Source organism: Blautia parvula (assembly GCF_020215665.1).
Classification (GTDB): domain Bacteria; phylum Bacillota; class Clostridia; order Lachnospirales; family Lachnospiraceae; genus Blautia; species Blautia celeris.
This window is the reverse complement of sequence record NZ_CP084061.1, coordinates 2,816,696-2,828,743: the sequence shown is the minus strand read 5'-3', so window position 1 is coordinate 2,828,743 and position 12,048 is coordinate 2,816,696. Positions and strand designations below refer to the sequence as shown.

13 protein-coding genes are annotated in these 12,048 nt (G+C 45.0%); 9 read left to right on the top strand and 4 right to left on the bottom strand.

Annotated elements, in window-relative coordinates:
* The first annotated feature begins 77 nt into the window (after nt 1-77).
* The 3 genes from LC508_RS13220 (at nt 78) to LC508_RS13210 (ending at nt 3,432) form a co-directional block, all read left to right on the top strand.
* Nucleotides 78-560, top strand: coding sequence for an RNA polymerase sigma factor (locus tag LC508_RS13220; protein WP_033141080.1), 483 nt, complete (start codon nt 78-80; stop codon nt 558-560).
* On the top strand, nt 554-1,936 hold the full coding sequence (locus LC508_RS13215; RefSeq protein ID WP_033141081.1) for a DUF4179 domain-containing protein: 1,383 nt from the start codon (nt 554-556) through the stop codon (nt 1,934-1,936). Before LC508_RS13220 ends, LC508_RS13215 begins: the two co-directional genes overlap by 7 nt.
* A 212-nt stretch (nt 1,937-2,148) precedes the next feature.
* Complete coding sequence (locus LC508_RS13210; protein ID WP_033141082.1) at nt 2,149-3,432, top strand: adenylosuccinate synthase; 1,284 nt, start codon at nt 2,149-2,151, stop codon at nt 3,430-3,432.
* Nucleotides 3,433-3,497: 65 nt separating this feature from the next.
* On the opposite strand, the gene LC508_RS13205 is transcribed toward LC508_RS13210, so the two are convergent.
* Nucleotides 3,498-4,328: an HAD family hydrolase gene (locus LC508_RS13205; protein WP_054352081.1), complete on the bottom strand. Its 831-nt coding sequence runs from the start codon at nt 4,326-4,328 to the stop codon at nt 3,498-3,500.
* 59 nt (nt 4,329-4,387) lie between these two features.
* Between LC508_RS13205 and LC508_RS13200 the strand changes: the two genes are divergently transcribed.
* The 5 genes from LC508_RS13200 (at nt 4,388) to LC508_RS13180 (ending at nt 8,280) form a co-directional block, all read left to right on the top strand.
* The gene (locus tag LC508_RS13200; RefSeq protein ID WP_103731435.1) at nt 4,388-5,377 is read left to right on the top strand and encodes a M14 family zinc carboxypeptidase; all 990 of its coding nucleotides are present in this window, start codon (nt 4,388-4,390) and stop codon (nt 5,375-5,377) included.
* A gap of 77 nt (nt 5,378-5,454) precedes the next feature.
* Nucleotides 5,455-5,811: a BlaI/MecI/CopY family transcriptional regulator gene (locus LC508_RS13195; protein WP_225305376.1), complete on the top strand. Its 357-nt coding sequence runs from the start codon at nt 5,455-5,457 to the stop codon at nt 5,809-5,811.
* Between the two features lies 1 nt (nt 5,812).
* Nucleotides 5,813-7,153: a M56 family metallopeptidase gene (locus tag LC508_RS13190; RefSeq protein WP_054352084.1), complete on the top strand. Its 1,341-nt coding sequence runs from the start codon at nt 5,813-5,815 to the stop codon at nt 7,151-7,153.
* Between the two features lie 383 nt (nt 7,154-7,536).
* Nucleotides 7,537-7,806, top strand: coding sequence for an acylphosphatase (locus tag LC508_RS13185; protein WP_054352085.1), 270 nt, complete (start codon nt 7,537-7,539; stop codon nt 7,804-7,806).
* A 144-nt stretch (nt 7,807-7,950) separates the two neighbouring features.
* On the top strand, nt 7,951-8,280 hold the full coding sequence (locus tag LC508_RS13180; RefSeq protein ID WP_054352086.1) for a cupin domain-containing protein: 330 nt from the start codon (nt 7,951-7,953) through the stop codon (nt 8,278-8,280).
* Nucleotides 8,281-8,463: 183 nt separating this feature from the next.
* Here LC508_RS13180 and LC508_RS13175 read toward each other — a convergent pair whose 3' ends face one another.
* Together LC508_RS13175 and LC508_RS13170 are read right to left on the bottom strand one after the other, a co-directional pair.
* A complete protein-coding gene (locus tag LC508_RS13175; protein ID WP_103731436.1) occupies nt 8,464-9,492 on the bottom strand; it encodes a type II TA system antitoxin MqsA family protein in 1,029 nt (342 codons plus the stop codon).
* Nucleotides 9,493-9,505: 13 nt separating this feature from the next.
* Nucleotides 9,506-9,946 (bottom strand): hypothetical protein, encoded by a 441-nt coding sequence (locus tag LC508_RS13170; protein ID WP_054352087.1) that lies wholly within the window; start codon nt 9,944-9,946, stop codon nt 9,506-9,508.
* 280 nt (nt 9,947-10,226) lie between these two features.
* Between LC508_RS13170 and LC508_RS13165 the strand changes: the two genes are divergently transcribed.
* Nucleotides 10,227-10,811, top strand: coding sequence for a flavodoxin family protein (locus tag LC508_RS13165; protein ID WP_054352088.1), 585 nt, complete (start codon nt 10,227-10,229; stop codon nt 10,809-10,811).
* A gap of 29 nt (nt 10,812-10,840) precedes the next feature.
* Here the strand turns inward: LC508_RS13165 and LC508_RS13160 are convergent, their stop codons facing one another.
* Nucleotides 10,841-11,821 (bottom strand): AraC family transcriptional regulator, encoded by a 981-nt coding sequence (locus LC508_RS13160; protein ID WP_103731437.1) that lies wholly within the window; start codon nt 11,819-11,821, stop codon nt 10,841-10,843.
* Between the last annotated feature and the right edge of the window lie 227 nt (nt 11,822-12,048).

The following is a 12,048-nucleotide window of genomic DNA, read 5'->3' as shown; positions in this document are numbered from 1 at the left end:
ATTTTTATCAGAACCTTTTTATCACCCCGGGTATCTAATAGATAACAAAAGAGATAAAACAGAAAAAGGAGGAGCCCATGCAGCAGCAGGAATTTATACAGGCCGTCAGGGACGCAGAAGCTACCCTGTACCATGTTGCAATGTCCATTTTAAGGAATGATGCGGACAGTGCGGATGCGGTACAGGAAGCGCTTTTGAAGGCTTTTGAAAAATTAGATACCCTGAAGGAAAAAAAATACTTTAAAACATGGCTGATACGCATTCTTATCCATGAGTGCTACCAAATGAAACGCAGAAGTAAACGTCTGGTTCCCTACGAGGAGTATGTGGAGAACGCACCGGGGAAGGAGGACAAGCTGTATACAGACCTCTATGCAGCCATAGATGATCTGCCGGAGGACCTCCGCATTGCGGTTACCTTATTTTATATAGAAGGTTTCTCCATTGCGGAGATCGCGGAGATGCTGGAGACCAGGGAAAATACAGTGAAAACACGGCTTTACAGGGGAAGAAATCAGCTTAGAAAAAGTCTTGGTGATAAGGAGGAAGCATTATGTTAGAACAGGGAAAATGGAAAGACGGGGCACCGGTACCTTCAAAGGAATTTCATGACAGATTTGAGGAGAGTTTGAAACTGATAGAGAAAAAAGCAGGGGAGAAGGCACCGGCAGGTGCCGAGATCATCCGAATGAACAGGAAGACAAAGCGCAGGGGCAGACATCTGAAGAAAGCAGTTGTGGGTTGTACAGCCGCCGCAGCCGCTATGGCAGTCTTTATCGGAGCCTGCTATCAGAATCCGGTATGGGCTTCCAATCTGCCGCTGATCGGGCACATATTTGAGCGCATGGAAGGACAGCTTTCTTTTGGGGAAGATTACAAGGATTATGCAGAACCACTGGATAAGGAAGCAGCACAAAACCGGGAAAGCGGCGGGCAGGACAGCGGCGATGAGGGAAATACCGGTGCGGGAGCCTTCCGTCAAACGGTTGGCGGCACTACAGTTACCATGTCTGAGAGTTATTGCAGCGGCTCGGCCCTGTACCTTTCCCTTATCATAGAATCAGAAGAGCCATTTCAGGATACCCGTCTGGATGGGAACGGACAGCCATCGATCAGTGTGAAAACGAAGGAAAATTACAGCTTCAATCCTCAGGAACAGAATGATCTTGTCTATCTGGAAGGCGAGTTTCTGGATAAAAATACCTACACAGGGGTTATGCGTATAGACCTGAACATGAAGAATACAGACGACAGCGGGCTGCAGGCAAAGCAGGCAGAGGCTGAGGCAAACGGGGAAGAATTTATAGTTGACGCGGAAGTACTGGATCAGTACAGCACCAAAATAGAGGTACCGGAACAGTTCACCCTGAATCTGGACATCAGCCAGATCATAGGGGATTTGGCTGATCCCGATACCTTCAGTACAGGGTACACGGCGGAGGAACTGGAAGCCATGTCCGATGAAGAGTGGAATCGGGTCATGACAGAAGCGGAAGACGAAGGCGGCTGGGACAGCTTCCCCAACAGCCATGAAAACTGGTGGATGGACGGCTCCTGGCAGTTTGAGCTTGATATCAACGCAGACTACTCCAGAACACAGACTGCCGAAGTGAATGAGATGAATGAGGATGGCGCAGGCATTGCATCTGTTGTCAAAACTCCATTTGAGATCACAGTCAATGAGTCATATGATGATAAAACGAAAAGAGCAGATTATTTCCCGGTGATCCTGGATGCCCAGGGCAAAGTTATGGATGTCACAGGGGGAAGTGTAAATACCGTATCCGTGAAAAACCATGACACATCTACCGTCTATGTTTATTTATGCGATTATGATGAATATATGGATGAGCTGAAGGGGTCCAGAAATGAGGATGGATTCAAGGCATTGATGGATGAAAGGGCAAAATTTGCCGCAGAAGTGCATTTTGACTAACAGTTTTTGATAAAAAACGGCAGAATGAGAATCGGAATTTTTATTCTGCCCGGATGCAGGAGCCGTTTTAAGCCGCCAAAACGCGGGGAAAACGGCTCCTTTCCCATGAAAATCCGCAATTTTTCGTCCGAATTTACAAATTAGAACTTTATTTCTTAAAAGAAATGTAGTATGATACATGGGTACAAAAAGTTCATTAGGAGGAATGAAAAATGGTAAAAGCAGTAGTAGGGGCTAACTGGGGAGATGAAGGTAAGGGCAAAATCACTGACATGCTCGCACAGGAATCCGATATCATCGTAAGATTCCAGGGCGGTGCCAATGCGGGCCACACAATTGTAAACAATTACGGAAAATTTGCGCTCCATACTCTTCCGTCCGGTGTGTTCTACGACCACACAACCAGTGTCATCGGAAACGGTGTTGCGCTTAATATCCCGGTACTGTTTAAAGAGATTCAGTCTATTGTGGACAAGGGTGTACCAGCACCGAAGATCAAAGTCTCTGACCGTGCGCAGATGGTAATGTCCTATCATATCAAATTTGATGAGTATGAAGAAGAGCGCCTGGCAGGAAAATCTTTTGGTTCCACCAAGTCTGGAATCGCACCGTTTTATTCTGATAAATATGCAAAGATCGGTTTCCAGGTCAGCGAGCTTTTCGATGATGACGCGGCACTGAGAGATAAAGTGGAGCGTGTATGCGAGACAAAGAATGTGACTTTGGAGCATTTATACCACAAACCGCTTCTGAACCCGGATGACATCATGAAAGAGCTGGCGGAATATAAAGAGATGATCGCTCCTTATGTGTGTGACGTTTCTCTGTATCTGTGGAACGCTCTGAAAGAAGGTAAGGAAGTGCTTCTGGAAGGACAGTTAGGTTCCCTGAAAGATCCGGATCACGGTATCTATCCCATGGTAACCTCTTCCTCCACACTGGCTGCCTACGGTGCAGTTGGTGCAGGGATTCCGCCATATGAGATCAAAAAGATCATCACAGTCTGCAAGGCATACTCCAGTGCAGTAGGCGCAGGCGCATTTGTATCTGAAATCTTCGGCGATGAGGCAGATGAATTGAGAAGACGCGGCGGAGACGGCGGAGAGTTCGGCGCTACCACAGGACGCCCGAGACGTATGGGATGGTTTGACTGTGTGGCATCTAAATACGGCTGCCGTATGCAGGGAACTACGGATGTAGCTTTCACGGTCCTGGATGTACTTGGATATCTGGAGGAGATTCCGGTGTGCGTGGCATACGATATTGACGGTGAGATTACAACAGAATTCCCCACAACCGGCAGGCTGGAAAAGGCAAAACCGGTTCTGGAGACGCTTCCGGGCTGGAACTGTGACATCCGCGGCATCAAAAACTACGATGACCTTCCCGTAAACTGCCGCAGATATATTGAATTTGTGGAAGAGAAGATCGGCTTCCCCATCACCATGGTTTCCAATGGTCCGAGCCGTGAGGATATTATCTACCGCAATAAATAAAACAATAAGACAACGCTCCATTGGTTTTATAATGGAGCGTTGTCTTATTTTGGGTGCACTTATTTTTACTGCACATCGTATTCTTCCAATAATTTTTGGATTGTCTCTTTCCGACCTTTAAAATGGACAGCATTAATTCCCTGGGAGCGGGCTTCCGCCACATTTTCCAGGACATCGTCAATAAATACAGCTTTTTCAGGTTTAATATGAAAATCTTTCAGCAGTTTCTGATAGAATTCAGGTTCCGGCTTCAGCATTTTTACCTGCCAGGACATGTAGCCGCCGTCCATCAGATCCAGAAAGGCCATTTCCTCCCTGCAGCGTTCATAGAGCGGCTGTGAAAAGTTGGACAGGTAATAAATTTTGTACCCTCTTTTTTTCAGATATTTCAGCCAGTCAACTGTGTAAGAGTAGGTATGTATGACACCGCTCATTTTGGCAAATGTCTCGCGTATTTCTTTTTCGTATTCCGGGTCATTATCAATAAAGGCCTGGAGAATTTCCTCTTCATTCCGCACACCACGGTCAGCATCCACCCAGTCAGGGCTGTCAAACACAGCATCGCCCACAGCCTGAATTGTTTCCCCACTGTACTTCATGCTTTTTAAAAATGATTTCCAGTCATAACGGACCAGCACATTTCCAAGGTCAAAGATAAAGGTATCCACAGAGGAATTGGCATCTATCCTGGGAATACCGTTTTTCTGCCTTGTGTAGCGGTATACGAGCAGGCAGGCATACAAAAACACGGGAACAAGTACCGTGCAGTAGATTGCGGCCAGCAGCATATTACCGGCATTTGGGCTGTGCGAAAGAGAAAAAATAAAAGCCAGGACGTACATGCCAAGCAGCAGTACGGCTCCAACCAGTGCAGCAATTTGTTTCAGCTTCTTCACTTCTTATTCTCCCTCCCATAGAATATCTTTAATTATAATGAGTTTTGAGGTATCCGTCAATGTGCATAAATGCCCGAAATCAAAGAGAAAATCGACAATTTGTCCAATTTTCAGGCTACACTTACCGAGAAATGGAGAATGATTTGCACATATTTTCCAAAATTTTCAAAGGAATTATGGAAGTTCAAACAGTTGGTGATACGGTGGACGGCAGGAAACTATATCACGTGCGTATGGGGGATGAAAACGCGGCTGACAAGGTTCTGATCTTTGCGGGAATCCATGGAAGAGAATATATGACCACTCAGCTTGTCATGGAACAGCTGGGGGAATTTGTGGAGAATCTGCTTCATGAGGACAGAACTTACAAGGGATACTCTTACAGCGAGCTGCTGAGAGACCGAGCTCTGCATATTATCCCCATGGCGAATCCGGACGGTGTGACAGTGAGCCAGTTCGGAGCCGAGGGTATGCGGTCTCCCGGAATCCGGGAACAGGTGTGGGAGATTGCGGACGAGGACGGCGCCAGAATGCCCTGGAAATCTTATTTCCGCCGCTGGAAGTCCAATGCGGAGGGCGTGGATGTGAACCGGAACTTTGATGCCCTGTGGGAAGAGTATGTGGATGGGATCGGCAGGCCTTCCAGAGAAAAATACAAGGGAACTGCGCCGGAGAGCACCAAAGAGGCGCAGGCACTGGTAAATCTTACAAAAAAGGAACTGTTCTGCCGCACAGTCAGCTATCACTCCTCCGGCGGTGTCATATACTGGGCATTTGGACAGCAGGGAGAGCTGGCATCAAGGACCCAGACCTTTGCAAAACGCATTGCCGCTGTCACAGGCTATGAACCGGACGGCAATTATGAAGAACTGGACCCGGCGGGATACAAGGACTGGGCGCTGCTTAAGATGGGGATTCCCAGTCTAACTATAGAGATCGGCAGAGCGGATTCTCCCCTGCCGCAGTCTGCCTACCGGAGAATCCTCCGGGAAAACAGAGGCGTGTGGGAAGAAATCCTGCTGGATATCATAGAAGAGAAAAAAGATTAAAAGAAACCATTGACAAATACGGACTATTGTAATAGTCTATATGTAGACGATTGCAATAGTCCAAAGGAGTTATGCTTATGAAATTATTTGAATCAGAACAGAAAGTAATGGAAGTCCTGTGGGAAGAAGGTGAGATACCGGCAAAAAGAGTCGTTGAAGTGCTGAGTGAGAGAGTCGGCTGGAACAAGAATACAACTTACACAGTTATCAAGAAATGTATAGAAAAAGGAGCCGTTCAGCGGTCAGAGCCGGGATTTCGGTGCAGGCCCCTGATCGACAGGCATGAATTTGAATCCTATGAAGTGAACGAATTGATCTCCAGGACCTTTAAAGGTTCCAAGAAAAATTTTATCTCAGCGTTCTTCGCGGAGCAGGATTTGACGAAGGAAGACCTGGAGGAGATTGAATCGCTGATTCAAAGGAAGCGGAGGTAGCATGGTATTTATAAAGATCAATGTGGTTCTTGCGGTAATGTGCCTTGTCTTCAGCATTTTCCGTCTGGCTTCAAAAAAGTTCGGAAGCAGCGATAAGTACAGGATGGACCGGATCTTCATCTGCATCGGTATCCTGGCACTGCCTTTGATGCTTGCAGTGGAGAGATATCCGGTGCGTGCTGTTTCAACACAGACCATGGGAATCGTTTCCAGGATGTCTCCGCAGAAAGTGGCAGAGAGTTATCACTTTGTAAAGTGGGGAATGGCGGCCGCATTCGCTGTGGGCTGTGCGATATTTTTTATACTGTTTATCCGCTACTGCCGTGAGAGCAGTATTTTAAGAGAGGCTGTTCCGGTGCCGGGAGAGGCCGCACGGGAGCTGAGTTTTGAAGAACTGGGCCTGGACAGAAGAAGGATTCTGCTGAGTGACCGCATAAGTGCGCCGGTGACCTGGGGATTTTTCATGCCCAAAATACTGATTCCCTCTTATCTGAAGGATGAGGAGGAGGAAAAATATACACAGATTGTTTTGCATGAATTCATCCATGCCAAGAGAAGGGACAACCTGTGGAAATTCCTGGCGCTTTTTCTTTTATGTGCCTATTGGCAGCATCCGTATCTGTGGTTTTTTTATTTTACGTTTCTTAGAGAAGTGGAATTATCCTGTGACGAGGAGGTGCTTCGGCGCATAGGAGAGGACGGAAGGGCAGCCTATGCAGGCACACTTGTGGCTTTTGCGGGCCTGTACTGCCGTCTCAGCCGGATGACATCCCAGTTGTCAGCAGGAAGTCTGAAGAGGAGAGTGATCGCTATAATGAATTATAAAAAATCAAACAAAAGAACAGGAATCGCCGGGAAGATATTCATGGGGAGTATTGTATTTTCCTTTGCGCTGCTGCTGGGATTTTCAAACCAGATTTTTGCGGGAATGCGTGACGGTGAAACCATTGTAAAAAGCAGTGAAGAGTCAAAAGAGAGTAGGGAAAAGCCGCAGTTGAATGTGATAGAAGAGGCCAGAGAAATTGAAGAGAATAAGGCCCAATCGAATGCGGAAGAAACACAGGAAATTCCCGAAAATGGTGCAGTGGAAGAGATAACAGAAATTCCGGAAGAAAATGCTTATGGAGAAGCACAGGAAATTCCGGAAGTAAGTGCTTATGGGGAAGCGGAAGATATAATTTTAAGAGAAACAACGGAAGCAGAAGCGTCAGTGAACGGAGAAACACAGAATATGAATGAAAATAACCTTGCAGAGGCAGAGGACTATTCTTCAGGCACAGAGGTACCAAGTGAAGCTGTTGATCAATCACTGCTTCAGGAAGAAAATGCGAGTGTGAGATAAAAGAGGCTGCGGGACCGTTTCATTCGTATGAAAGATGATATAGATAAGGGTTTTCAGGAATATTCCTGAGAACCCTTTTTTTACTCCTGTACCGGTACGCTTTCCGGCTGTCTGTCGGGAGTTTCCCGGCACAGGCGTATGAATTCCCTGACATAGGGCAGAGTGGTTCTGTCTGGCAGTTTTACGGGAAAGCATATATAAAAAAGACAGTTGCAGACATTACAGAAAGTGGTATAATTCAAGTTGTACAATTCTTCCGGCCTTTAAAAAAGGATGGAAGAATCCTTGAATAAAACAGCAGCGCAGGTGCTGCAGCCGATCCGGTTTTATAATAAAAACCCGGAAGGCAATGGAAAGAAATCGGGAGAAATGGGGCGTAAAAGATGAAGATTAGAAAGCATTTTATACTGACCGGTATGGTACAGGGGGTGGGGCTCAGATACCGGGCACAGCATTTGGCGAGGCTGCTGCAGCTGACAGGCTGGGTGAAGAACACCTGGGACGGATGCGTGGAGCTTGAGCTTCAGGGCGGAGAGGAAGAGATATCCAATTTTCTGGACCGCCTGTCCATGGGGAATTTTATAAGGATTGAGGGCGTTGAAGCAAAAGAGGTCCCTGTGGTAGAGGAGAATAGTTTTCAAGTTAAGGGGTAAAACCGGATATTTTCTAAGTGCCTGCAGTAAAATGTTGACAACAGGAAGAAATTGGTCTAAGATATAGAAAAAATAAAAGTTGGAAAAAAGGTTCTCAAAGGCGAAAACCCACCTTTGGGGACCTTTTTGCATGGAGGATGAAGTATGATAAAAACAGAGACAGTAGAAAATATGTGTGGTGGTAAGGGCCATGTGATTATCAAGCACATTTTAGGGGAAAAAGAACTGAATGGAAAATGCGGACTGTACGCGGAAGTGATCATTGAGCCGGGATGTTCACTCGGATACCATGAGCATCACAAGGAGAGTGAGACATATTATATCCTGTCCGGCCAGGGCGATTATGATGACAACGGTGTGGTCCGTCCTGTCAAAGCCGGGGACGTTACGTTTACACCGGATGCTCATGGGCATGGATTGGTGAATACAGGGGATGTGGATCTGGTGTTTATGGCGCTGATTATTTTGGATTGATAAATAACCGCAAGGCAGTATATGCAGATGTTGTGTAATTCGTTGATTTTTATATACTGCCTATATCCTGGTAATCGGGCAGGGCGGCGGCAGAAGCTGTTATATGATTTCAGCAGATTAAGCTCCGGCACCGCCCTTGTTAGAAAAGATTTGTTATAGGTCAATTCAAGTGTTTTACCATTTTTAAATTTGTAAAGTATCTGCATATTTGAATGGAATCACATCTCTGGGAGCAGTTTCAATATATGCCTTTTCCCTGTGCATAAAAGAAATAATTTCTTTTTTTGTCATCTTGCCAAGTTTACAAATAACTGCATCAAGAATATTTTTATCTGCATCCGAAAGAGATGGGAAAGCAACGGCTCCTTTTAAAGAGAAATGATATGCATTCGTCTCTCCCATATCCACTTCCTCACATGGAACATCCTTCAAATCAATAATCGAGTTATGCCCTACCGGTACGGCTCCCATTGGCAGAGCCTGATAAATCAAACCTGTTATTGCAAAACCCCTATTCTTATAAGAGAGAGCATCTGCATACCACATCAGCTTCATAAGCTTAACTTTATAAAGATCGGTTATCTGCGCAGATGCTGCGAAATAGCGGATAACATCAACAACTTTATCTAGAGAAAGTTCTGTATTCCCGTGAAATATCTGATTTCCCTGAAATCCAGCATAAATTGCCTCAATGGCCTTACGCATATAAGAATCCTGAGCTTTCTCATATAAAGCAGTAGCTGTATCAAAATATTTCTGATAAGATTCGGCTGACAGATTACTTTTTGCATTATTTAATAATGATAAGAACCATTCCGGATCCTGATCAATTTTCTTTAATATCGTGTCGTGTGCCTTGTCCTGCACTTGATGACTCTCATACCTTGTAATGGTCTTGCCGCCCCAGCCAAGAAGAGTGCAAAAATCGCTTTGACTGATTCCATACTTTGCACGGATACCGCTGATTTCGGCGGATGTCAAAAGTCCTTCTGCTCTCCTGTAGGCATCCTTAAGGCGCATATCATTTTCCTGCATCTGCTGCCCATCCATATAAAGTTCATCTGCCGCATCACAATACAAATAAGAAGCGTCATAATCAACTTTTAAATTCTTAAAAGTAGCCCTGTCTTTCACAAGAACTGTCTTCACTTCATGTTCTTCCATGCAGCATGTGCACAAACGTTTTTCCTTTTTAATAATCTTCATATCCATGGAAACACCTCCTCTATTTCTTCCTATATGGAAACATCTCCGGTGTAAATGCCTTTTCCGCAAAATGGAAAGACATTACAAATGTTGCGGGGGTGCCATATGTTCCAAGAAGTTCTACCCTTATTTTAATATATACGTCATCTTTACTATTGTAAACCTTACCAAACTCACGCATTTCACTTCTTTTGGGAAAACGAATGTCTTTGACTGTCTGCATATAGTCTTCCACACTTAATGCTAATAACTCCCTCCTTAGCGCGTCTACCGGATTTTCATCCGGGAACAGGGTATTTACAGTATATTGATTTGTATACTTTTCTTCTCTATTATCATCTACACGTCTTTTGGCCTGAAACTGTATTTCGGCTCCATTGTTAAGTGCAAATTTTAAATTCTGTATGTAAGCCTTTATCTCTAATTCACTTTCAATCCGTATCTTTGTTCCATGTGTCAAATTTTTATCCTTCGATAAGGTATCAATTGATACTTATATCTTATGACAGATGTTCCATTTTGTCAATAGATGCTGTGAAATTTTGAATTTGCGGGGATTTCGCCCGCTTGTTCTTACGGTATCAGACTAATGTTACCCGAAAATAAATGACTTTGTTATAGGCTTATGATAGAATAGGACTAACAAATACACAGGAAAACAGATAGTATGTCTCCTACGATTCCCCTATCTGGCAACACACAAAGACGAACCAGAATCAGAATATCAAGAGGTGATATCTATGAAAAATATATTAGTAATCCAGGGCGGCGGGCGTCCGAACGGAAATACCAGCCAACTGGCAGATGCCTTCCTAAAAGGAGCTTTAGAAGCAGGCCATAAAACAGAAAAAATATCCTTGAACAAGTTCGAGGTAAAAGGCTGTATCGGCTGCAATGCATGCCGCTACGGGAAACCCTGTATACAAAAGGATGATTTCAACAAAATAGTCCCCAAAATAAAAGAAGCGGATCTGCTTGTTTTCGCATCACCGCTTTTGTTCTGGACAATATCCTCTAAATTAAAGGCATTTATAGAAAGATTCTACTGCATAGCAGAGGAGGACCCGAATCCTCCCTATGGCCGATATGAAAGATATCCGGTAAAAGATGCTGCTTTACTGATGACATCGGCAGATAATTTTTTCTGGACATATGAGCAGGCTGTGTCATACTATAAGTTTGTCGTCATCAATTACATGGGTTTCAAGGACAAAGGCATGCTGCTTGCAGGCGGATGCGGAGATACAAACGGCAGGCCGCAGATTGACAAAACAGATCATCTGCAGAAGGCATACGATTTTGGAAAAAATATCTACAAGGAGTAATAGAAACGCCATTCCATTACAGTATCCGCTTACCCATAAAATTCCCATATCGTATAATCCCCGTATTTTTCCCTGCAGCTCTCCCGCAGCGTATGCAGAAGCAGCATACTGTCCCCGGCTGTAAAGATATTCTGTGTATTGGAAGCAGCCTGCCTGTCCGCGCGGGCAGGTCCCGGCCGTTTCTGGCGCAGTTCGGAGGCGGGGCAGCCGTAATATTTCTGGCAGAGCTGATTTAAATATCTGACATCAGAAAAACCGCTCTCAATACTCACGGTGAGCACCTTTTTATCTGTATTCTGCAGAAGACGGCAGGCGTATTCAAAACGTTTCAGATTCAGATATTCCTGAAAGGACAGGTTTAATTCATCGCGGAACAGATGTGACAGATAGGTCAGCGACAGATTTTCGTGCTCTGCAATGTCCTTAAGCAGCAGTTTCTGCCGGAAATTTTTTTCTATATAGTCTGTAATGCGGCTCATGCGTTCCTGCCTGTGCCTGCGGGCCGTCATCTCCGCGTCTGTATATATTTTCTCGGGAACATAGGTGTGAAGGCTGTACAGAATCATATTCAGCAGACTCATGCATTTATATTCATAATTGGCAAACTGCCCGAAATAATTGTAGGCCAGCTCAATAAGCAAACCTTTCATAATTTCGTAGCGTGTCTCATGTCGGGAGAAGAAGGGGCGCACACAGTTCTCCAGAAAACATGTATTTTCATCGTGCTGAAAATAGGATGTGACAAGCTGCCGGGACATCTGAATGGCGAGGATCAGGGCGCTGCCATCCAGTCCGCGTATCTCATGGAGGTCCATGGGGTTCAGCAGATACATGTCACCGCTGTGAAGCAGGTTTGTATTTCCGTTTACTGTAAATTCCACATTTCCGTCGAGAACAAGCCCGATTTCCATCTCCCTGTGTGCGTGCGGCGCACGGGAAAAAAGGCGTACCAGTATAGCACTGAACGCGTGGATCTGCGGGTGTGCGATCAATTCAAATTCTTTATCCATTTCCGTCACTGCCTTCTCATAATTTCTTATTTTCTATTCTAATGTCATTTCAGAAAAGAGGCAAGAACTGTCTCAGGATATTCACGAAAACAACAAACTAATCGTTAATAAACAGCAAATAAATCGAGCCTGTGGAACGGATAATTAGCTGAACTTCCCATAAAATAAGCCTTGCAGCCAAGAAATCAACCAGCGCAGGATAATCGCCGTATTTTCACAAACATGGA

Excerpts from the sequence above, each read along its gene's own strand:
- LC508_RS13190 (WP_054352084.1), top strand. The coding sequence starts at position 5,813 with ATGGTATTTATAAAGATCAATGTGGTTCTTGCGGTAATGTGCCTTGTC.
- LC508_RS13210 (WP_033141082.1), top strand. The coding sequence starts at position 2,149 with ATGGTAAAAGCAGTAGTAGGGGCTAACTGGGGAGATGAAGGTAAGGGC.
- LC508_RS13185 (WP_054352085.1), top strand. The coding sequence starts at position 7,537 with ATGAAGATTAGAAAGCATTTTATACTGACCGGTATGGTACAGGGGGTG.
- LC508_RS13160 (WP_103731437.1), bottom strand. The coding sequence starts at position 11,821 with ATGGATAAAGAATTTGAATTGATCGCACACCCGCAGATCCACGCGTTC.
- LC508_RS13220 (WP_033141080.1), top strand. The coding sequence starts at position 78 with ATGCAGCAGCAGGAATTTATACAGGCCGTCAGGGACGCAGAAGCTACC.
- LC508_RS13165 (WP_054352088.1), top strand. The coding sequence starts at position 10,227 with ATGAAAAATATATTAGTAATCCAGGGCGGCGGGCGTCCGAACGGAAAT.
- LC508_RS13175 (WP_103731436.1), bottom strand. The coding sequence starts at position 9,492 with ATGGATATGAAGATTATTAAAAAGGAAAAACGTTTGTGCACATGCTGC.
- LC508_RS13215 (WP_033141081.1), top strand. The coding sequence starts at position 554 with ATGTTAGAACAGGGAAAATGGAAAGACGGGGCACCGGTACCTTCAAAG.
- LC508_RS13200 (WP_103731435.1), top strand. The coding sequence starts at position 4,388 with ATGTGCATAAATGCCCGAAATCAAAGAGAAAATCGACAATTTGTCCAA.
- LC508_RS13195 (WP_225305376.1), top strand. The coding sequence starts at position 5,455 with ATGAAATTATTTGAATCAGAACAGAAAGTAATGGAAGTCCTGTGGGAA.
- LC508_RS13180 (WP_054352086.1), top strand. The coding sequence starts at position 7,951 with ATGATAAAAACAGAGACAGTAGAAAATATGTGTGGTGGTAAGGGCCAT.